We start from the raw sequence: 21,515 nt of genomic DNA on the forward strand, positions 1-21,515 counted from the left end.
CCCGCCTATACGCGCGCTCATGCTTGATACCTCGAACCAACCCACCTTGCCGCCCGAGATTGCCCGGCGCCGGACATTCGCCATCATCTCGCACCCGGATGCGGGCAAGACGACGCTGACCGAAAAGTTCCTTCTTTATGGGGGTGCCATTCAGATGGCCGGTCAGGTGCGCGCAAAGGGTGAAGCACGGCGCACACGTTCCGACTTCATGCAGATGGAGAAGGATCGGGGTATCTCGGTTTCCGCCTCGGCGATGTCGTTCGACTATGACAACTTCCGGTTCAATCTGGTGGATACGCCCGGCCACTCGGATTTCTCCGAGGATACCTATCGCACCCTGACCGCGGTGGACGCGGCGGTGATGGTGATCGACGGCGCGAAGGGTGTGGAAAGCCAGACGCAGAAATTGTTCGAGGTCTGCCGCCTGCGCGATCTGCCGATCCTGACCTTCTGTAACAAGATGGACCGCGAAAGCCGCGATACGTTCGAGATCATCGACGAAATTCAGGAAATGCTGGCCATTGACGTGACACCCGCAGCCTGGCCGATTGGTGTCGGTCGGGATTTCATCGGTTGCTATGACATGCTGCGCGACCGGTTGGAACTGATGGACCGCGCCGACCGAAACAAGGTGGCCGAGAGCGTTGAGATCAACGGGCTGGACGACCCCAAGCTGGCCGAGCACGTGCCCGCGCATCTGCTGGACAAGCTGCTGGAAGAGGTCGAGATGGCGCGCGAACTGCTGCCCAAGCTCGACCCGCAAGCGGTGCTTGAGGGGCATATGACCCCGATCTGGTTCGGCTCGGCGATTAACTCGTTCGGCGTGAAAGAACTGATGGAGGGCATCGGTGCTTACGGTCCTCAACCGCAGGTTCAGTCTGCACAGCCGCGGCAGATCGCGCCGGACGAAAAGAAAGTGGCAGGCTTTGTCTTCAAGGTGCAGGCCAATATGGACCCCAAGCACCGTGACAGGGTGGCCTTTGTCCGTATGGCGTCCGGCCACTTCAAGCGCGGCATGAAACTTACGCATGTGCGGTCCAAAAAGCCGATGGCGATTTCGAACCCTGTTCTGTTCCTCGCATCTGACCGGGAACTGGCCGAAGAGGCCTGGGCCGGAGACATCATCGGCATCCCGAACCACGGCCAGCTGCGTATCGGCGATACCCTGACCGAGGGCGAAGCGCTGCGCGTGACCGGCATCCCTTCCTTCGCGCCGGAACTGCTGCAGGGCGTCCGCGCGGGCGATCCGATGAAAGCAAAGCATCTGGAAAAGGCTCTGATGCAATTTGCCGAGGAAGGCGCGGCCAAAGTGTTCAAACCCTCTATCGGCTCGGGCTTTATCGTGGGCGTCGTGGGCGCCCTGCAATTCGAAGTGCTCGCCAGCCGGATCGAGATGGAATATGGCTTGCCTGTGCGGTTCGAAGCCTCCCAATTCACCAGCGCCCGCTGGGTCAGCGGCGACAAGGCCGAGGTCGACAAATTCGTCAACGCCAACAAACAGCATATCGCCCACGATCATGACGGCGACATCGTCTATTTGACGCGCCTGCAATGGGACATCGACCGCGTCGTCCGCGATTACCCCGAGCTGAACCTGACCGCGACGAAAGAGATGATGACTTAAGCCGCTTTCCGGCCCAATGAAAGGAAACCAAAGGCAGCATATGGCGCATGATCGACCGACATGGGGCGTAGTATCCACGATCCGCGCGCCAGCCGAGGAAATTCTTCGGTTCGCTGCCTACCACCTGGAGCTGGATGCTTCGCGCCTCTATCTGCATCTGGACGAGCCTAATCCTCAGGCCGAACGCGCGTTGAAGAACCACCCCAGGGTCGCGCTTTGGGTCTGCGATCAGGCCTTCTGGAAAAGCAGAAATCGCGAAAGGCCAGATACGCATCAGCAGCGCCAATCTGCAAACGCGACCTACGTCTATCGCCGCACCAATATGGATTGGCTGACTCACATAGATGTCGATGAGTTCCTTTGGCCCTCAGCCCCCATCGCTGAGCTGTTGCACGCAATCGACCTAGACATTCCAGCAGTGCGCATGCGCCCGATCGAGGCGATGGCCGGTGAGGAAGACCTCTACAAAGCCTATATTCCCAAAGGCCCGGACCGACACGCGCTGATCGAAACGCTCTATCCGAATTTCGGCCCTTTTCTCACCGGAGGCTTCCTCAGCCACACGCGCGGAAAACTGTTTGTGCGCTCTGGCCTGCCAAACATCAGCGACCGCATTCACAGCCTGTTTCAGAACAATCAACCGCTGGTCACAAACACCGAGATCCCCGAGATCGAGCTATGCCACAGGCACGCTCCGACGTGGGAGCATTGGCTGGTCCATTATCGGTTCCGCATGGCGCACGGCTCGTACAAACCGGGCCTCAGCCCCAATGTCCCGCGTGAGCGTGGTGGCTTGAACAAACACGAACTACTTAGTTGGATCGAGGCCGAAGAAGGCCTGGACGGATTGCGCGCATTTTATGATGAGATCAGCGGAGGTGCCCCAGATGCGCGCCAACGTTTGCAGGAAAACGCCCAAATCCTCTACAGACCACTGGATTTGGAGCGAATAGTTTCGAAACACTTCCCCGGAACCCTCTGAATTGTTGCACAGAATCCCGCCTTCATGCGGTGTGCCTCAGGTTAATGCGAGTTCATTTGACCCTGTCCCACGTTTTTGTTATGTCCGCGTTCAGCCGAAACGCGCATGGTGCGCATGGCCATCCGGGCCCGGCATGATACAGACGCGCGGGCCAGGTCAAGTGTCCGCAAAAACCGGACATACATGACAAAATTCAACGAATTGAACCTGAACCCGAAGGTCCTCAAAGCCATTGAGGAAGCCGGCTATGAAACTCCGACCCCGATCCAGGAAGGCGCCATCCCACCGGCGCTTGAGGGTCGTGATGTTCTGGGCATCGCCCAGACCGGAACCGGCAAAACCGCCAGCTTTACCCTGCCGATGATCACATTGCTGGCCCGCGGACGTGCCCGCGCACGGATGCCGCGCTCTCTGGTGTTGTGCCCGACGCGGGAACTGGCCGCGCAGGTGGCCGAGAATTTCGACACATACGCCAAAAATGTGAAACTGACCAAAGCGCTGTTGATCGGCGGTGTCAGCTTCAAGGAACAGGACGCCCTGATCGACCGTGGCGTTGACGTGCTGATCGCCACTCCAGGCCGTCTGCTGGACCATTTCGAGCGCGGCAAGCTGCTGTTGACCGGTGTGCAGATCATGGTCGTGGACGAAGCCGACCGGATGCTTGATATGGGTTTTATTCCCGATATCGAACGCATCTTCTCGCTGACGCCCTTCACCCGCCAGACCCTCTTCTTCTCGGCCACAATGGCGTCTGAGATCGAGCGGATAACCGACACCTTCCTCTCTGCCCCTGCCCGGATCGAAGTTGCCCGTCAGGCCACCGCCTCCGAGACAATCGAACAGGGCGTCGTCATCTTCAAAGGCGGGCGCCGCGACCGCGAGGCCAGTGCAAAACGCAAGGTTCTGCGCGCGTTGATCGATGCCGAGGGTGACAAATGCACCAACGCCATCATCTTCTGCAATCGCAAGACGGACGTGGACATCTGCGCCAAGTCGCTGAAGAAATACGGCTACAACGCCGCCGCAATTCACGGTGATCTGGACCAATCGCAGCGGACGAAAACGCTGGACGGGTTCCGCGATGGAACTCTGCGCTTGCTGGTCGCCTCGGATGTGGCCGCACGCGGACTGGATATTCCCTCGGTCAGCCATGTGTTCAACTTCGACGTGCCGGGCCATGCCGAGGACTACGTGCATCGCATTGGACGCACGGGTCGTGCAGGGCGCGAAGGTAAGGCTGTCACGATCTGTTCGGGCCGCGATGAGAAGGCTTTGGACGCGATCGAAAAACTGATCCAGAAAGAGATTCCGCGCATCGAAAACCCGGTCAAGGAAGAGCCCAAGGCCGAGAAACCCTCGCCTGAGAAAAGGTCCAAATCTGCGGACAGTAAAAAGGGTGAGAGTAAAAAGGACCGGGAGCCCAAAAAGGATCGGGAACCCAAGGGGCGTGGCCGTCGCGAAGATAGCGGCCCTGCGGTCGTCGGTATGGGCGATCACTTGCCCAGTTTTATCGCGCTCAGCTTTGAAGAACGTCGTGCTGGCTAGATTGTCAGCACCAGCGCCAAAATCGAAATCCCCAGCAATGACATCCCGGCAATCTCTCGCCGGGTGATGGTCTCGCGGAAAAACAGGATCGAAGCGAGCAGGCTCAGGATCAGTTCCACCTGCCCCAACGCTTTGACATAGGCCGCGTTCTGCAGGGTGAATGCCAGAAACCAGCAGAACGAGCCGCCCAGGCTTGTCAGCCCCACAAAAACGCCGGTACTGCGTGTGTCCCACACCGCACGCAACTCGTCCCGGTCACGCCACATGAGCCACAAAGCCATGCTGAGAAACTGGAACGTCACGACAGCCGCAAGCGTGACCAGTGCCCGAAACCACGCCTCCAGATCACCCAATTGCAGCGACGCACCCCGATAGCTGACTGCGGAAAACGCAAACAATACGCCCGAGCCCAAGCCCAGTTGCGATGCGCGGTTGGTCAGATTCCGCCACCATTTCCCATCACCACCCGGCGTTTTCGACAGCAACAGCACTGCCACCAAACCAAGTATGATCGCCCCGAGCGCACCGGTCGATACACTGTCGCCCAGAACGACGAACCCGACGATTGCGGTCTGGATCACCTCGGTCTTCTTGAACGTGATTCCAACGGCAAAGTTACGCTGCTTGAACAATGCGACGACGCACACTGTTGCCAAGATCTGCGCCGTACCGCCAATAACAACATAAAGCCAGAATGGCGCAGTCAGCGGCGGCAGCGATTGCCCGGTCCAAAGGGCCGCGACCAGCCCGACAAGGGCCAGAGGCATGGAATAAGCAAATCGCGCGAATGTGGCGCCAGCCGCCGACAGCTTCGCACTGCTGAGCGATTTCTGCAGCATGAAGCGCACCGTCTGAAACGAGGCGGCGGCGACCGTGACGGGAATCCACAAACTCATGGATTCCCTTCTGTCCTCAAATCAGGGCTTTGGCCAGAGTGGATGCGCCACCGGGTCTTTTGCCCGCAAAAAATATTCGCGGAAAATCTGCACGTATGAACGATAGACGTAAGCCTCGTTACAGGCCAGATAGCGATCCTTTCCGGTGCGGTATAGCGCAGGCAGGCGATACCAGGGAGCAGCCGGGTTCATGTGATGAACGACGTGCAGGTTGTTATTCAGAAACAGAAAAGCCAATGGGCCGCGGTCTTCGATAATAACCGTTCTGGCACGGGATTTTTCATGCGCGCGATGTTCCAGGAACGTGCGGATCTTGATGACTGCCAGCCCGATATAAGCGGACAGGACAAACGCCCATATTGGCATCGGGGATTGTGAAACGATCCACAATACCGCAACAACCCCAGGCAAATGCAGCGCCCACGCCAACAGAATTGCGCGGTCCCCTCGCAATGCACCGCGCAATTCTTCCCGCATAAAGGCCAACTGCCCAATGGCAGGGCCCAGAACGATGCGGCCCAGCAAGGTATTGTTGGCGAAGAAAAGGCGCCTTTGCCATTGGGACAAGGAATCCCAGATCTTCGGGTCCAGATAGTTGGATTCCGGGTCGTCATAGGGGTCGGTCAGGTTGGCATCCTGATGATGGGCCAAATGCAGATCCCGAAAGCGGTTGTAGGGAATGAACAATGTCAGAGGTAGCGCCATCAGCGCCTCATTCAGCCATTTGGCCCGGAACGGATGCCCGTGCAGAACTTCGTGCGTCAGCGACGAATGCAGCGCCGCAATTACTCCCATGAACGGTACCGCCAGCCATAAGGACCAGGCGGCCAGCCAGAACACGATCACAAGCCACGCCGCATAGCACGCGGCAATCAGGCCAAAGGTACCCCATTCGGGCGAGTTGGGTGTTGTCGGTTCAGCCATGACGTCCCCACGAAATTCCCGCCCAAATCCGCTCGTAGACGATATAAAGTGACAGGCCGATAGCGGTGTTCACCACGGCCAGGACTCCGCCCACTGCGGCAGAGCCTGTTGCGATCAGACCGACAAGCGTCATTGTTGCCAGCCCCATCACGTTCCAAACGATTGCTTTCACGACCGATCTTCGTCGCGTTTCCATTCCGGACCCCATTTTTTTGTTGTTATTCAAGCGTTACCGGTTGGTGCTGATGTTGGGAATTCTGAATATGATTAACAAAACTCATCGAATGTGATATTTGTCATCACATGCATGATAAAATCGACAAACTCGACCGCGCTGCCCGATTTCGCCACCGGCTGGCCCGCGCCATGGAGGAAGGCGGCGTCAGCCAGAGCGCGCTTGCCCGCAATATTGGTGTCGACCGGTCCACGGTGTCGCAATTGTTGACCGACGATGGCGCGCGGCTGCCGAATGCACATGTCGTCGGCAGTTGCGCCTCGGCCCTTGGCGTGTCGGCTGATTGGTTGCTCAGCCTGTCCAACCGACCGGAAAGCGCGGCCGAGCTGCTGGCCAGTTCGCTTACCATGACCGAAGCCCCCCGCGCGCTGGTGGATGAACGGATATTCGAGTGGCATCAGGAAGCCGCCGGGTACAAAATCCGCTACGTTCCGGCGACTCTGCCTGATATGCTAAAAACCCGCGCTGTTCTGGAATGGGAGTATGCCCCGCATCTTGGCCGCACTGCGGATCAGGCAATTGGGGCTTCGGCAGACAGGCTGATGTGGATGCGAAGCGCACAATCCGACTACGAAATTGCGATGCCGCTTTACGAGATCCACAGCTTTGCGCAAGCGACAGGGTATTACGACGGCCTGCCACAGCACGTGCGGCTGGAGCAGATCGACCACCTGCTGGATCTTTGCGAACAGCTCTATCCGCGTCTGCGCATCTACTTGTTCGACGCAAAGCGCCTGTATTCCGCGCCGATGACGATCTTTGGCCCTCTGATGTGCGTGTTTTATGCAGGCAGTCACTACATGGCATTTCGCGACCGTGATCGTATCGAGGTTTTTACCCGTCAATTCGATAACTTAGTGCGCGAAGCTGACGTGACTGCTCGTAGTTTTCCAGCGCATCTCCGACATCTGCGCGAGGGGCTTGTCACAAGTTCCGGCAGCGCGTGATGCGAGGAAACGATTCCTGTAGTATAGTCATTCTGCGCGAACCTTCGGGCATTCCGATCTAGATGGAGGATGACAGGAATGGACGCTCTAAAGACCGCTGAATACGCACGTGCCCTTTATGCCGCCCATGGTGACAGGGCCGAGGCGGAAGCCGCGCAAAAAATGCGCGAATGCGAAGCCGCCGGAAACACTCAGGAAGCACAGGACTGGCAGGCGGTGCGTAGCGCCATACGCCAGATTCGTGGCCCCAATCAGGGCTGACGCCAACGCAAGCACTTATACTTTGGGGTCAGGGTTGACGGTATGGCCATCCACCGCGATGACTTGCCCTGACACCAGCCGTGCGGCGTCTGACGCAAGAAAAACGGCCATATTGGCGATGTCCCGCCCTTCGACAAAACTGCCCATGGACGTACCCGAGGCATATCCTTCGTATACCTGATCGCGGGTCATGCCCTTGGCCGCGGCCTCGCGTTGCAGTACGCCCTCCATGCGCGGTCCTTCGACGGCGCCGGGACATATCACGTTGCAGCGCACTCCGTGAGGACCAAGCTCCATCGCAAGGGTCTTGCCAAGGCCGACCATGCCCCATTTCGCCGCTGCATAGGGCGCGCGATTCGGATACCCGAACTGACCCGCTGTCGATGACGTAATCAGCACCACACCGCTGCCCTGCCGCTTCATCATTGGGGCCGCGTATTTCGAGCACAAAAACGCGCCTTCCAGATTGACGGAAAGGCATGTACGCCAGTCGCTTAGCGCCACGTCTTCAATCAATGCAGTGGGCCCGGCGACTCCCGCATTGGCGCACAGGACATCCAGACCGCCCCAATCCACTTCAATCCGGGCGAACATTCCGGCAACGGCGGCTTCGTCCGACACGTCCAGCTCGGATTTCTGCCAGTGCGCCGGACATTTCGCCAGGGCGGCTTTGTCAATATCCGCAACCCAGACCTGCGCCCCTGAGGTATCAAATGCGTCTGCCATCGCCCGACCGACACCAGAGGCGCCGGCCGTGATCAAAACCCGGCCACTCACGATGGTTTCCGAATAGATGCCCCGGCACCGTCCGGATAGGGCAACCCGGCCTGCGCCTCGGCGATTCGTGCCATCGCAACCTCGATCTCGGCCGACGGAGCGCTCGGACGCCGCGTTTCAAGCCCGACATGCAGCATGAAGCTTTCACAGGTCGCCAGCAGCGTGTCGCCTTCATACATGCTGTGGAACAGGTGCAGCTTCTTGCCCTGCCCCAACATCATCTGGGTGCGGATATCGATCTTCGACCCGGCATGGGCTTCGCCCACATAACGGATGTGGTTCTCGGCCGTGAAATAGCTGCCGCCCGACGCGATATAGTCCGCATCACAGCCGATGATTTCCATGAACCGGTCATTGGCTAACGAGAACGCTTCAAGATATTTCGCCTCATTCATGTGACCGTTGTAATCGGTCCAATCCAGCGGCACCGCGCGCGAAACTGTCAGGATCGGCTGGCTCAGATCAGCCTGGTCCAGCGTCGGCAACGCGGCGGATTTCAACACGGCGTCATGCTGGTTCAGCACCGCGCCCGCGCCGTAGTTTTGCGCCTTGAGTGCACGCATCATGCCGACAAGATTATTGTCACGGATACGCTCCAGCTCGCGGATCGAATACATCCCCGACTGCGCATCAGACTGATCGGCGATCATGTCAACCAGCTCGTCGGTGAACTCTGGCACATCCATCAGCTTGGTCCAGGGCCATTGCAGCGCCGGACCGAACTGCGCCATGAAATGCCGCATTCCGGCCTCGCCACCGGCAACACGATAGGTTTCGAACAGCCCCATCTGCGCCCATCGGATGCCAAAGCCCATGCGGATCGCCTCGTCTATTTCCTCGGTTGTGGCGATGCCATCCTTCACAAGCCAAAGCGCCTCACGCCAGACCGCCTCGAGGAACCGGTCCGCGATATGTGCGTCGATCTCTTTCTTGATGTGCAGCGGGAAAAACCCGACTGAAGTCAGCAGGTCCTTGGCTCGCTCGATGGTTCCCGGCGCGTTCTTGTCGGTCGGCACCAGCTCAATCAGCGGCAACAGGTAGACCGGGTTGAACGGGTGAGTCACCACGATCTGCTCTGGCCGCAGCGCACCTTCCTGCAGCTCGGAAGGTTTGAAACCGCTGGTCGAAGAACCGATGATCGCATCCGGACCACATGCCTCTTGCAGATTTTTGTAAACCCTAAGTTTCAGATCCAACCGTTCCGGCACGCTTTCCTGAATCCACGTGGCCCCCTGTACGACCTCGGCCATGTCGTCATGGAACGACAAGCCCCCCTCGGGCGGCAATGGCACATCGCTCAGCCCCGGCAGCGAACGCCGCGCGTTGTCCAGAACCTCACCAATCTTGCGCTCGGCCTCGGGGTCCGGATCGAACACCCGCACATTCCAGCCATTGAGCAGGAACCGAGCGGCCCAACCACCACCGATAACCCCGCCACCAATGATCGCTGCAGTTTTCATATTAATCGACCCATTGATTTCGCCGTTCTTCATCTTTTTCAAAATACTCCGGGGGTTTGGGGGCTGGCCCCCAAGCCTGATCCTTCTTCACTTCGCCGCCGGTGGCCGTTTCACCAGCCCCAGCTTCTCACGCACTTCCTGCGGCCCGATCACCTTTGCCCCCATGTTTTCGATAATCGTGCCCGCACGTTCGACCAGTTGCCAGTTTTCAGCCAGAACGCCCTTATCCAGCCACAGGTTGTCCTCGAGGCCCACGCGCACATTGCCACCCGCCAGCACTGTGGCCGCCACATAAGCCATCTGGTTACGGCCAAGCGAGAACGCGCTGAACGTCCAGTCGTCGGGCACATTGTTCACCATCGCCATGAAGGTGTTCAGATCATCCGGCGCACCCCACGGTACACCCATGCAAAGCTGCACCAGCGCGTTGGGCTCCAGAATACCTTCTTTCACCAACTGTTTGGCAAACCACAGATGGCCAGTGTCAAATGCCTCGATCTCGGGCTTCACACCCATGTCGGTCATCATTTGCCCCATCGCCCGCAACGCACCGGGAGTGTTCGTCATGACGTAGTCGGCCTCGGCAAAGTTCATGGTGCCGCAGTCCAGAGTGCAGATTTCGGGCAAGCACTCCGCAATGTGCGACACACGTTCCGACGCACCGATCATGTCGGTCCCGGCCTCGTTCACCGGGAACGGGCTCTCGACACCACCGAACACGATGTCCCCGCCCATGCCCGCAGTCAGGTTCAGCACGACGTCGACATCGGCCTCACGAATACGGTCCGTCACCTCGCGATACAGATCCAAACGGCGGCTGGGCGCCCCGGTTTCAGGATCGCGCACGTGACAATGCACCACAGCCGCGCCGGCCTTGGCGGCGGCAATCGCACTGTCGGCGATTTGCTGCGGCGAGCGCGGAACATGCGGGCTTCGATCCTGTGTTCCGCCCGAGCCGGTGACGGCACAGGTGATGAAGACTTCGCGGTTCATTTCCAGAGGCATGACTTTTTCCCCAAGTTATACCCGGTTCCGAGCTGAGTTTTCCCCAGGCTTCTCCCCGGATTCCGATTTGCTTTCTCACCCGACTCTGGCGCAGCCTTGTGAAAACAACTTTCCAAGATGCGAATCGAACTTGATGAAATCCGCAAAAAACATACTTCAGCCCGAACATCGCGCCCTGAAAACGGCTGTGCTGGTGCTGGACGAATGCAACACGCTCAGCTTTGCATCGGCCGTTGACCCGATGCGCGCGGCCAACCGCTTGGCGGATCGGCCCGCTTTCGATTGGGACTACGTCACAGCCGGGTCCGAACCCGCAATGCTGACCAGCGCACTCAGTGTTCCCGGCATTCCGCTGGCCCGACTGGACGGCTGCGACCTGATGATCGTGATTGCCGGATTTCAACTGGCCCGCCACGCAACCCCCAGCCTGCTGGCAGGCTTGCGTCGCATCGCGGCAACCGGGGCGACCATGGCGGGTATTGATGGCGGCCCCTGGCTTCTGGCCGAGGCCGGATTGCTGGACGGACACGCTGCCACGACCCATTGGGAAGACCTGGACAATTTCGCCGCCCGCTTCCCCGATGTGATGGTGCGGCCGGACCGATTCACCGTCTCGGATGGACGATTGACCTCTGGGGGCGCGATTCCAGCGATCGAGATGATGCTGCACGTCATCGCCGCCCGTCATGGGGCTGGATTTGCGGCCCGTGTGTCGGGCTTGTTCCTCTACGATGGGGCTCCCGAACGCTCGAAACCACAAAGCCGCACCGGGGCGCCGCACCGACACACCGCTCTGACAGCACGCGCCAATTCGCTGATGGAAACCTCGCTGGACGACCCCCTGCCCCTGGCCCATATCGCAGACCGGCTGGGCACCAGCCCCCGCACCCTGCAACAACAGTTCCGCCTGCGCCTGAACACCACACCGCAGGATCACTATCTGCAACTGCGCCTGGCCGAGGCCCGTCGCCTGGTCACCGACACCGACATGCCGCTGATGGACGTGGCGCTGGCCACGGGCTTCGCTTCACAATCCAGCTTTGCGCGCGCCTTTCGCACTGCGCACGGCTTGTCAGCCCGCGACCTGAGGCAGGACCGAACCCAACCTACACATCACTAAAGCTTCATCTGGCCAAAAATATCCCGGGGGAGTCGCCAAAGGCGACGGGGGCAGAGCCCCCTTCCCTCAGTACGGCATCGGATACGCCCGATGGACCGCATTGATTTCAGCCAGAACGTCTTCCGGCAGCACCAAATCCAATCCATCCAGAATGTGCTCCAACTGGCCCACATTTGTCGCTCCAAATATGGTCGAGATCATAAAGCGTCGGCTGCGACACCAGGCCAGCGACATATGCACGGGGTCCAGCACGTGGCGGTCGGCCACCTCCAGATAGGCCGCCACCGCGTCGAATACCCGCGCCGTCTTGCGCCCGCCCATCTGCGGCACCAGCGACATCCGTGAACCTTCGGGGACAGCTCCGCCCTGATATTTCCCGGTCAGAAACCCGGCGGCCAGCGGGGAGAATGCCAGCAGACCGACATCCTCGAACAAGCACAGCTCGGCCAGATCCGTATCGAACAGGCGGCACAAAAGGGAGTATTCGTTCTGGATCGACGCTACCCGCGGCCCGCCCGTCTCCTCAGACAGTCGCAGCCATTGCGCCGTCCCCCACGCGCTTTCATTAGACAGGCCGAATGCGCGGATGTTGCCCTTGTCGACCTGCGCCTGCAGGGCCTCAAGACAGCCTTGCATCTCGGCCAGAACCTCGTCCTTGTTTCCTCCCGTCGGCGCATACTCCCAATTCTTCCGAAACATATAGCTTCCGCGATTGGGCCAGTGAAACTGATAGAGGTCGATGCAATCCGTCTGCAAACGGCGCAGCGAGCCTTCGATCGCTTCGGGGATCGTTTCTCTGGAAATCGGCGCTCCGCCACGGGCGTGTACAAATCCCTCGCCGGAATGTTTGGTGGCCAGCACGTAATCGCTGCGGCGCGACGGGTTGGCGGCGTTCCAGTTTCCCAGAATCTCTTCGGTGCGCCCAATCGTCTCTTTCGAGACCGGATTCACCGGATACATTTCCGCCGCGTCGACAAAATTGATCCCTGCCGCAAGCGCCATGTCCATCTGTCGATGCGCTTCGACTTCAGAGGTCTGGGTTCCGAAAGTCATTGTCCCAAGGCACATATCCGACACCAAAATACCGGTGCGGCCCAATGGCTTTTTTGTCATAAAATCATCTCCTGAAAAAGTTGCGACCGGTCAGGCTTCGGCCTTTTTCTCCCACCGCCCTGATTCCTCGGACCAATACTGCGCTGAGCACCCGGCAGAGGTCAGTGCCTTCCACTGACCGCGCGCGTGCTGAACGGCCATCTGATCGTTTCCGTCAAACAGAATGCACACCCGCTCCAGCGCGGTAACTTCATCCGGTTCGACAGACGCCCCATCAACGGCCATGACACAAGACGGATCGTTGGCGGCGTGCGCGTCGGTCGTCAATAATATGGGCTGCGCCGCATCGTGCGGGCCACCGGCGCGACCGTGAGGCAGGAACCCGTCGTCGGACCCAAGCCACAGCTTTTCGTCCAGCCAGTCCATCCGTGCGGGATCTGTGCCCCGCACGGCAATCCGCCACCCGGCCTGCTGCGCCTTGCCCAACAGCACCGGCAAAGTGTGCTCCAGCGGCTGACGGGTCAGGTGGTAGAAATAGACGGCTCCCATGTGCCTACTCGAAATTGTCCTGCACGAACCGGCTGAGCGCGCGCACGCCCCAGCCAGTCGCCCCCTTTGGCGCATATGAGGTTTCCGACGACACCGAGGCAACGCCTGCGATATCCAGGTGAATCCACGGTGTTTCCTCTTTGACAAATCGCTGAAGGAACTGTGCCGCAGTAATCGAGCCCGCAGGCCGTCCGCCCACATTTTTCATATCCGCGATCCGCGATTTCAGCAGCTCATCATACGCCTTACCCAAAGGCAGGCGCCACGCGCCCTCATCCTCGGCCTTGGCCGATTTCAGGAAGGCATCGCAGAACGTGTCATTGTTCGAAAACACACCGGCGTTCTCATGCCCCAGACCGATGATGATCGCGCCCGTCAGGGTCGCTAGGTCGATCATCCCTACCGGTTTGAAGCGTTCCTGCGCGTACCACATCACATCACACAGTACCAAACGGCCCTCGGCATCGGTGTTGATGATCTCGACCGTGTCACCTTTCATCGACTTGACCACATCTCCGGGGCGCGAGGCATTGCCCGATGGCATGTTCTCGACCAACCCAACCAGGCCCACGACATTCGCCTTGGCCTTGCGCATGGCCAGCGCGCGCATGGTACCCGCAACGACGCCAGCACCGCCCATGTCCATGGTCATGTCTTCCATGCCCGCTGCCGGTTTCAGCGAGATACCACCGGTATCGAACACCACACCCTTACCGACCAGCGCCAATGGCGCGTCGTCCTTGTCGCCACCGTTCCACTGCATCACCACAACTTTCGAAGGGCTGTCCGAGCCCTGCCCGACGCTCAGAAGCGTCCGCATGCCCAATTCGGCGAGCTTGTCTTCTTCCAGGACTTCAACCGCGAGCCCCAGTTCCTGCATCTCGGACAGGCGGTTGGCAAACTCGGTCGTGGTCAGCACGTTGGCGGGCTCATTGGTCAGGTCGCGCGTCATGCGCACGCCGTCGGCAACGGCATAGAGCGGCGCAAAGGCCGCTTCCGCCTCGTCCGGCTTGTTGTGACAGACGGTAATCTCGCCCGTCGGGTCCGATTCCTTGGTCTTGTGCACGTCAAAATCATAGCTGCGCAGAACCATCCCCAAGATCAAATCCTCAGTTCGGTTCTGATTTCCGGCCATCACCAGAACGGACTTGCCCGCCGCCAGCTTGCCAAGCTTCGCCCCGCCCTTTCGAGCATCATCCTGATCGGGACGACGGGGCAGTACCAGCACATCCAGCGCTTCGGCCGCCATACCGCCCGGCCAGGCAAGCGAGATAACTTCGCCCGTCTTGACCTTTTCGAACCTTTCACTCTCGATCAGCCGTGCCACGGCACCACGCGTCAAGCGATTGGCCCGGCGCACCGCGGGCCCCATTTTGCCGTCTTCGGTAACGACGATGACCACACGCCCTTCGGCTTGCGCCATCAGGTCAAGGTCAAACGGTTGAAAACGGACGGGGACGAGACTGCTCATGAGGTTCTCCTGGAAAAAACTTTGCACAAGACCTAGCCCGCGCCGCCGCAGTTGACCAGATAGCAGTTTTCCCCGCACCGCAATTACACTATGGTCGCCCGAAAATAACCGACGGGTACCAGGGGGCAGTGAAGTGACAGAGTTCGGCAAGCAAAGGCCAGCATGCCGGGGCACGGTTCGGGTGATTCCCGATCACCACCGAATACCGAGGGTGCCTGCGTGATCCTCGACCGCTATTTCGCCCGCCGTTTCATTCAAAGCTTTGTCGTGATCGGCGCTATTTTTCTGACGTTGATGATGCTGATCGACCTGATCGAGCAGGCCCGCCGCTTTGAAGAAGCGAATCTGTCGTTCGGGCAGTTGTTGCAATTGACGCTGCTGAATACGCCGGCAGCCATCAGCGAGATTCTGCCCCTTTTGATGATCCTGTCGACGATCGCGCTGTTTGTCGGCCTGGCCCGAAGTTCGGAGCTGGTGGTAACGCGTGCCATTGGCCGGTCCGGCATCCGCGCCCTGGTCGCTCCGGTCACATTGGCGCTGTTGATTGGAGCGTTGGCCGTGGGCTTGCTCAACCCTTTTGCCGCCGCCACGTCCGAAGAATATCAGCGCCTTTCAGACAGCTATCGCAACAACGGCATTTCAACCCTGTCCATCAGCCGCGAAGGACTGTGGCTGCGTCAGGGTTCGGCTTCAGGGCAGTCGGTCATACATGCCCTGGGCACGCTGAACGGAGACAAGTTCGGCTTGCGCGACGTAACGATCACTACGTTTTCGCCAGACGGCAAACCGATCGAGCAAATCCTTGCGGACCACGCTCAGTTGGAAAACGGTCACTGGGCCCTGCGTCAGGCCAAGGTCTGGACTTTGCAGAACGACCTGAACCCTGAAACGAATGCAATAACCCACGAAGTCCTGAACCTGCCCACGACGCTGACGCGCGACCGGATTCTCGACACCTTGGGCCAGCAGGATTCCGTGTCGGTCTATGACCTGCCGCAGTTGATTCGAGATCTGCGAGAGGCGGGTTTTTCCACAAAACAATATGAGGTTTGGCTACAGGTGCAGCTGGCGCGTCCCTTCTTTCTTGTCTCGATGGTGCTGATCGGCGCTGCTTTTACCATGCGCCACGTGCGGTTTGGCGGGACCGGTGTCGCCGTTCTGTCCGCAGTTCTGTTGGGCTTTGCAATCTACTTCGTCCGCAATTTCGCGCAAATCCTTGGTGAAAACGGCCAGTTGCCAATCTTCGTATCAGCCTGGGCCCCGCCCTTTGCGGCAGTTCTTCTGTCTCTGGGCCTCTTGCTGCATGCGGAGGATGGCTGATGCGGCCAATCCTTTCACTTCTCCTGTCCACCACTTTGATCCTTTCACTTCCGGCGGCGGCAGCGGCCCAATCCGCGGCGGGTGGCGCAAATCCGGATCAATCGGCAACGCAACAGGACGAACCCGCACTGCTGGTGGCTGACCGTATCTTCATCACGCCCGACCGCGAACTTGTGGCCGAAGGCAATGTCGAAGCCTTTCAGGGTGACGTCAAACTGACGGCCCGCAAGGTCGTATATGACCGGGAAACCGGAGAATTGACGCTGACCGGGCCAATACGCATTGATCAGGGCGGTCGAACCACCCTGCTGGCCGATACCGCCCAGTTGGACAGCGGCATTCAGAACGGCCTGCTGACCGGTGCGCGAATGGTGTTTGACCAGCAGGTTCAGGTCGCCTCGGTGCAGGCCAACCGTGCGGCGGGGCGTTATACGCAATTCAGCAAGGTTGCGGCCACCTCGTGCCATGTATGCTCAAATGGAAGGCCGCCGCTTTGGCAGATACGGGCGCGCAAAGTGACCCATGATCAGCTTGAGCGCCAACTGTATTTCGAAGGCGCGCAGTTTCTCATCCGTGATGTGCCGGTTTTCTATTTTCCTGCCCTTCGCCTGCCCGATCCAACGCTAGAGCGGGCTACCGGGTTCCTGGTGCCTTCCATTCGCACAACGTCGCAATTGGGCACCGGAGTACAGGTTCCGTATTTCATCAAACTGGGCGATCACAAAGACCTGACCCTGACGCCGTATGTGTCGCCGAACACCCGGACCCTGGGCTACCGCTATCGGCAGGCCTTCAAGTATGGTCGCATCGAGTTCGAAGGCGCTTTTACACGCGACGACCTGCAACTGGATCAGGACCGGGGTTATTTCTTTGCCAACGGTTGGTTCAACCTGAAGAACGATTACCGACTGACCTTCAACATCCAGACCGCCTCGGACGATGCATATCTCGCCGATTACGGATTGCCCGACTATGATCGGTTGCGCAGCGAAATCGCGTTGGAGCGGATCAAGCGCGATACGGCTTTCAAAACCGGGTTTATCCACTACAAAACGCTGCGCGACAGTGAACAGCAGGACGAAATCCCATCGCGCGTATTCGACCTGAACTATCGAAAACGCTTTTTTCCCAGCGGGCTGGGTGGCGAAGTTCAGCTGGCCTTTATCGGTCATGCCCATGAACGCACCAGCGATCAGGACATCATCGGCCGCGATGTTGCACGGGCGACATTTGATGCCGAATGGCTACGCAGTTGGACCTTTGCCACGGGCATCAGGGCTGATGCGCAGATCGGTGCCTCGGTCGATACGTTCGACATCACGAACGACAGCACCTATCCGAACAGCATCACCCGCTCGACGCCGCGCGCCGCGTTGACTTTGCGCTATCCCATGTTGCGTCGCGAACAATCAGGCGCGACGCAAATTCTGGAACCGATCGCGCAGGTCGGCTGGACCCATGTGTCGGACACGGATGTCCCGAACGACGAGAGTACATTTCAGGAGTTCGACCAGGGCAACCTGCTGTCCCTGTCGCGCTTTCCCGCCGAAGATCGCCGCGAAGACGGGACGACCGCGGTATTTGGCCTGAACTGGTCGCGGTTTGACACATCTGGATGGCGCGCGCGGGCAACGATCGGTCAAGTGTTCCGCTCAACCGCCGACCCCGATTTCACGCTGACATCCGGATTGCAGGGCACCGCGTCCGACATCTTGCTGGCCGGTCAGCTGGACAATGGCAAGGGCCTGTCTCTGGCGGCGCGTGGGCTGCTGGACGACGATCTCAGCTTTAGCTCGGCCGAAATCCGAACAGCCTGGTCGAAAGATGCAACCCTGCTGACTGGCAGCTATGTCTGGCAAGAGCCTGATCCGGCAATCAGCCCCGGCGACAAAATCTCGGAACTCTGGTTGACCGGGCGTCACCGCATCGATCAGAACTGGCTGACAAGCGCCTTCGCACGCTATGATCTGGCCGAATCCGAACCCATCCGGTTCGGCGTCGGCGTGACGTACAGTAACGAATGCGTCCAGGTTAACATGTCCGTAAGGCGGCGCTTTACCTCGACATCAAGTATTGAGCCTTCGACGGAAATCGGCTTTACCGTTGCCCTGACAGGGTATTCCGTCGAAAGCGGTGGTAAGAAGTACAAGAAAACATGCAGCTGATCTCAGGATTCACCAAATTACTCCGTTCTGTCTGGTGCAAACCGGCCCTCCCGGCACTGGCCGCCGCTTTGATCGTCGGGGCGCCGCCACATGCCGGCGCGCAAAGCCTGTTTTCTCCGGCCATTCGGGTCAATCAGGACATCGTCACCTGGTACGAACTACAGCAACGGCAACAGTTTCTTGAGATCCTCGGTGTTCCCGGCAGCTCGGAAGCAGAGGTTCGGCAGGCCCTGATTGACGATCGTCTGCGCAAACAGGCCATGCGCGAAGCCGGTATTCAGGCCGCACCCGAAGACGTTCAGACCGGAATCGATGAATTTGCCGCGCGCGGACAGCTGAGTACCGATCAATTTCTTCAGATACTCGGCGAGGCGGGAATCGACCCTGAAACCGTTCGTGATTTCGTTGCCGATCAGATGTCGTGGCGGGATTACGTCTCGGCACGTTTTATCTCGCAGGCACGACCGACCGAAGAAGAGATTGACCGCGCCATGGGACAGGGCGGCGGCGGCGGGCTGCAAGTTCTGCTGTCCGAGCTCATCATTCCCGTGACTCCGCAAACCCTCGCGCAAGCCGATGCCCTGGCACAGGAGATTTCACAGGTAGAAGGCCAGGAGGCGTTTTCAGCAGCAGCAACGCAATACTCGGGCGCTGTTACCCGCGAGAATGGCGGGCGCCTCGATTGGCTGCCAATCACAAACCTGCCCCCCGCACTGCAGCCGGTTATTCTGGGTCTGAAGAATGGCGAGATCACCGAGCCGATAACCTTGCCCAACGCCGTGGCATTGTTCCAGATGCGCGGAATTCGTGAGGTCTCGACCGGTGCGCCCCAATACTCCAAGATTGACTACGCGGTCTACTACTTGCCCGGAGGCCGCAGCACCGAAACGCTGGCGACAGCAGCCCGGCTGAAAGAAGAAATCGATACCTGTGACGACCTATACGGTATTGCCAAAGATCAGCCGCCCGAGGTGCTGGACCGTGTCTCAGCCGCGCCCTCAGAGATTCCGCGCGACATCGCGCTGGAGCTGGCAAAGCTCGACCCGAATGAGGTCTCCACCACTCTGACGCGCAACAACGGGCAGACGCTTGTGTTCCTGATGATGTGCAACCGCACGCGCGATCTGGGTGAAGATACGTCCCGCGTGGATGTTGCAAACGCCCTGACGCAGCAACGTCTGCAAGCCTTCGCTGAAAGCCTGCTGGAGCAGCTGAGGGCAGACGCCGTCATTATCGAGCAATGACCGGCCCCATTGCGCTCAGTTGCGGTGAACCGGCCGGCATAGGACCCGAAATCGCGGCCAAGGCCTGGGACGCGCTGCGCGACACTTGTCCTTTCGTCTATATCGGTGACGCCTCGCATCTGCCCAAGGGAACCCCCGTGGCCGAATTGGCGGACACCTCTCAGGCGCGGGCTGCCAGCACTTCTGCCTTGCCGGTTTTGCATAGGGATTTCCCTGCCTCCAATGTTCCCGGGCACCCAGACCCCGCCAATGCACCGTCGGTCATTGCAGCCATCGAACAAGGCGTGCAGATGGTGAAATCCGGCGCTGCCTCGGCACTCTGTACCGCGCCCATCCACAAAAAGGCACTGATTGACGGCGCCAGCTTCGCCTATCCCGGCCATACCGAGTTTCTGGCGGCCCTGGCCGAACGCAACCGGGTGGTCATGATGCTGGCCAGCGACCAGTTGCGCGTGGTGCCCGCCACGATCCATATACCACTGTGCGAAGTCGCAACGACACTGACGCCGGAACTGTTGCGGGAAACCATTGAGATCACCGCCCACGGACTGCGCGCCCAATTTGGAATAGCACAGCCGCGCATCGCCGTCGCAGGCCTCAACCCGCATGCCGGTGAAGGCGGCAAAATGGGAACCGAGGAGCTGGACTGGATCGCGCCACTGCTGGCTGACCTCAACCCCAGCGGTTATACGGTCACCGGCCCGCACCCGGCCGACACGCTGTTCCACGCTGCCGCTCGCGCCCGTTATGATTCAGCGATTGCGATGTACCACGATCAGGCGCTGATCCCGATCAAGACACTGGATTTTGACCGGGGCGTGAATGTGACGCTGGGCCTGCCCTTCATTCGCACCTCACCCGACCACGGAACCGCACTGGATATTGCCGGTCAGAATGTCGCCAACCCAACCAGCCTGATCGAAGCCCTGAAACTGGCGCAGCGCATGGCCCAAAGCGGCTGATGCTTCACCTGGCCGAAAATATCCCTGCCGGAGGCAAGAAATCTCTGGCGCGCCCCGTTCGTTCCGCGCCACGGTAGACCAATCATGAGCGCCATCGACACCCTCCCGCCGTTGCGCGAAGTCATCGCAACTCACCAGCTTTCAGCACGCAAATCGCTGGGGCAGAACTTTCTGCTGGACCTGAACCTGACTGCCAAGATCGCGCGGCAGGCGGGCGACCTGACGGAATGCGACGTGCTGGAAATCGGCCCCGGTCCCGGTGGCCTGACTCGCGGTCTGTTGTCCGAAGGCGCGCGCAAAGTTGTAGCGGTCGAAAAAGACACGCGTTGCATCGCCGCACTGAACGATATCGCTGCTGCCTATCCCGGTCGGCTCGAGGTGATCAACGGTGACGCGCTGGAACTTGACCCGCTGGCGCATTTGACGCCACCTATCCGCGTCGCCGCCAACCTGCCCTACAACGTGGGCACCGAGCTTCTGGTCCGCTGGTTGACCCCGCCCGAATGGCCACCGTTCTGGCAGAGCCTGACACTGATGTTTCAACGCGAAGTGGCCGATCGCATCTCGGCCCATCCGGGCAGCAAGGCCTATGGTCGCCTCGCCATCCTCGCCCAATGGCGGGCCGAGGCGCGCATTGCCATGTCGCTGCCCCCCGGCGCATTCACGCCTCCGCCCAAGGTCTCCAGCGCCGTGGTCCACCTGACCGCCCTGCCAGAACCGCGCTATCCGGCCGACGCAGCTACCCTGTCGCGTGTGGTGGCAGCGGCCTTCAACCAGCGCCGCAAAATGCTGCGCGCCTCGCTGAAAGGTGTCGCGCCAGATATCGAAGACCGTCTGATTACTGCTGGGATCAAACCCACCGAACGCGCCGAACAGGTTCCGTTGGAGGCGTTCTGCGCGCTCGCCCGCGAAATTCGCAATCCCTGACATCAAGCAAAGAAAAAACCCCGGCGACTGGGCCAGGGTTCCTTGTCT

Annotated in this window: 20 protein-coding genes; 11 read left to right on the forward strand and 9 right to left on the reverse strand. The window is 59.7% G+C overall.

The features are described from left to right. Positions 1-19: 19 nt before the first annotated feature. The 3 genes from AC2TDJ_RS05910 to AC2TDJ_RS05920 all read left to right on the forward strand — a co-directional run bounded on the left by AC2TDJ_RS05910 (position 20) and on the right by AC2TDJ_RS05920 (position 4,151). Positions 20-1,624, forward strand: coding sequence for a peptide chain release factor 3 (locus tag AC2TDJ_RS05910; RefSeq protein ID WP_480840115.1), 1,605 nt, complete (start codon positions 20-22; stop codon positions 1,622-1,624). A 40-nt stretch (positions 1,625-1,664) separates the two neighbouring features. After that, on the forward strand, positions 1,665-2,606 hold the full coding sequence (locus tag AC2TDJ_RS05915; protein WP_480840117.1) for a glycosyltransferase family 2 protein: 942 nt from the start codon (positions 1,665-1,667) through the stop codon (positions 2,604-2,606). 183 nt (positions 2,607-2,789) lie between these two features. Then, entirely contained in the window at positions 2,790-4,151 is a 1,362-nt protein-coding gene (locus AC2TDJ_RS05920) for a DEAD/DEAH box helicase (protein ID WP_480840119.1), read from the forward strand. On the opposite strand, the gene AC2TDJ_RS05925 is transcribed toward AC2TDJ_RS05920, so the two are convergent. From AC2TDJ_RS05925 to AC2TDJ_RS05935, 3 genes are read right to left on the reverse strand one after another with little or no spacing between them, the layout of a single operon-like run. After that, on the reverse strand, positions 4,148-5,047 hold the full coding sequence (locus AC2TDJ_RS05925; RefSeq protein WP_480840121.1) for an EamA family transporter: 900 nt from the start codon (positions 5,045-5,047) through the stop codon (positions 4,148-4,150). The two genes, AC2TDJ_RS05920 and AC2TDJ_RS05925, sit on opposite strands and share 4 nt — an antisense overlap. Positions 5,048-5,068: 21 nt before the next feature. Beyond that, on the reverse strand, positions 5,069-5,971 hold the full coding sequence (locus AC2TDJ_RS05930) for a fatty acid desaturase (protein ID WP_480840123.1): 903 nt from the start codon (positions 5,969-5,971) through the stop codon (positions 5,069-5,071). After that, the gene (locus AC2TDJ_RS05935) at positions 5,964-6,167 is read right to left on the reverse strand and encodes a DUF2061 domain-containing protein (protein WP_480840125.1); all 204 of its coding nucleotides are present in this window, start codon (positions 6,165-6,167) and stop codon (positions 5,964-5,966) included. The genes AC2TDJ_RS05930 and AC2TDJ_RS05935 overlap by 8 nt, the downstream gene beginning before the upstream one ends. A 107-nt stretch (positions 6,168-6,274) precedes the next feature. Between AC2TDJ_RS05935 and AC2TDJ_RS05940 the strand changes: the two genes are divergently transcribed. Further along, entirely contained in the window at positions 6,275-7,153 is an 879-nt protein-coding gene (locus AC2TDJ_RS05940) for a helix-turn-helix domain-containing protein (protein ID WP_480840126.1), read from the forward strand. Positions 7,154-7,231: 78 nt separating this feature from the next. Further along, a complete protein-coding gene (locus AC2TDJ_RS05945) occupies positions 7,232-7,414 on the forward strand; it encodes a hypothetical protein (RefSeq protein ID WP_480840128.1) in 183 nt (60 codons plus the stop codon). 15 nt (positions 7,415-7,429) lie between these two features. Here AC2TDJ_RS05945 and AC2TDJ_RS05950 read toward each other — a convergent pair whose 3' ends face one another. The 3 genes from AC2TDJ_RS05950 to bcoG form a co-directional block, all read right to left on the reverse strand. Next, the gene (locus tag AC2TDJ_RS05950; protein ID WP_480840130.1) at positions 7,430-8,191 is read right to left on the reverse strand and encodes an SDR family oxidoreductase; all 762 of its coding nucleotides are present in this window, start codon (positions 8,189-8,191) and stop codon (positions 7,430-7,432) included. Continuing rightward, entirely contained in the window at positions 8,188-9,651 is a 1,464-nt protein-coding gene (locus tag AC2TDJ_RS05955) for a carnitine 3-dehydrogenase (RefSeq protein ID WP_480840131.1), read from the reverse strand. The genes AC2TDJ_RS05950 and AC2TDJ_RS05955 overlap by 4 nt, the downstream gene beginning before the upstream one ends. A gap of 87 nt (positions 9,652-9,738) precedes the next feature. Continuing rightward, positions 9,739-10,656: a 3-dehydrocarnitine:acetyl-CoA trimethylamine transferase BcoG gene (gene bcoG, locus AC2TDJ_RS05960; RefSeq protein WP_480840133.1), complete on the reverse strand. Its 918-nt coding sequence runs from the start codon at positions 10,654-10,656 to the stop codon at positions 9,739-9,741. Between the two features lie 133 nt (positions 10,657-10,789). Here bcoG and AC2TDJ_RS05965 point away from each other — a divergent pair, with 133 nt between their 5' ends. Continuing rightward, positions 10,790-11,776, forward strand: coding sequence for a GlxA family transcriptional regulator (locus tag AC2TDJ_RS05965; protein WP_480840135.1), 987 nt, complete (start codon positions 10,790-10,792; stop codon positions 11,774-11,776). A 66-nt stretch (positions 11,777-11,842) separates the two neighbouring features. Here the strand turns inward: AC2TDJ_RS05965 and AC2TDJ_RS05970 are convergent, their stop codons facing one another. From AC2TDJ_RS05970 to AC2TDJ_RS05980, 3 genes are read right to left on the reverse strand one after another with little or no spacing between them, the layout of a single operon-like run. Then, positions 11,843-12,889: an aldo/keto reductase gene (locus tag AC2TDJ_RS05970; protein ID WP_480840137.1), complete on the reverse strand. Its 1,047-nt coding sequence runs from the start codon at positions 12,887-12,889 to the stop codon at positions 11,843-11,845. 30 nt (positions 12,890-12,919) lie between these two features. Continuing rightward, complete coding sequence (locus AC2TDJ_RS05975; RefSeq protein ID WP_480840139.1) at positions 12,920-13,378, reverse strand: DNA polymerase III subunit chi; 459 nt, start codon at positions 13,376-13,378, stop codon at positions 12,920-12,922. Between the two features lie 4 nt (positions 13,379-13,382). Further along, positions 13,383-14,849 carry a leucyl aminopeptidase gene (locus AC2TDJ_RS05980; protein ID WP_480840141.1) on the reverse strand — a complete coding sequence of 489 codons (1,467 nt, stop codon included), beginning with the start codon at positions 14,847-14,849 and terminating at the stop codon, positions 13,383-13,385. Between the two features lie 219 nt (positions 14,850-15,068). Between AC2TDJ_RS05980 and lptG the strand changes: the two genes are divergently transcribed. The 5 genes from lptG (at position 15,069) to rsmA (ending at position 21,467) form a co-directional block, all read left to right on the forward strand. Further along, positions 15,069-16,169 carry an LPS export ABC transporter permease LptG gene (gene lptG, locus AC2TDJ_RS05985; protein ID WP_480840142.1) on the forward strand — a complete coding sequence of 367 codons (1,101 nt, stop codon included), beginning with the start codon at positions 15,069-15,071 and terminating at the stop codon, positions 16,167-16,169. Further along, positions 16,169-18,334 carry an LPS-assembly protein LptD gene (locus AC2TDJ_RS05990; RefSeq protein WP_480840144.1) on the forward strand — a complete coding sequence of 722 codons (2,166 nt, stop codon included), beginning with the start codon at positions 16,169-16,171 and terminating at the stop codon, positions 18,332-18,334. Before lptG ends, AC2TDJ_RS05990 begins: the two co-directional genes overlap by 1 nt. Beyond that, positions 18,325-19,578: a peptidylprolyl isomerase gene (locus tag AC2TDJ_RS05995; protein WP_480840146.1), complete on the forward strand. Its 1,254-nt coding sequence runs from the start codon at positions 18,325-18,327 to the stop codon at positions 19,576-19,578. Before AC2TDJ_RS05990 ends, AC2TDJ_RS05995 begins: the two co-directional genes overlap by 10 nt. Continuing rightward, positions 19,575-20,540, forward strand: coding sequence for a 4-hydroxythreonine-4-phosphate dehydrogenase PdxA (gene pdxA, locus AC2TDJ_RS06000; protein WP_480840148.1), 966 nt, complete (start codon positions 19,575-19,577; stop codon positions 20,538-20,540). Before AC2TDJ_RS05995 ends, pdxA begins: the two co-directional genes overlap by 4 nt. An 84-nt stretch (positions 20,541-20,624) precedes the next feature. Further along, the gene (gene rsmA, locus AC2TDJ_RS06005; protein ID WP_480840150.1) at positions 20,625-21,467 is read left to right on the forward strand and encodes a 16S rRNA (adenine(1518)-N(6)/adenine(1519)-N(6))-dimethyltransferase RsmA; all 843 of its coding nucleotides are present in this window, start codon (positions 20,625-20,627) and stop codon (positions 21,465-21,467) included. Positions 21,468-21,515 lie beyond the last annotated feature (48 nt).

It is taken from the genome of Ruegeria sp. HKCCD6647-2, assembly GCF_057221075.1.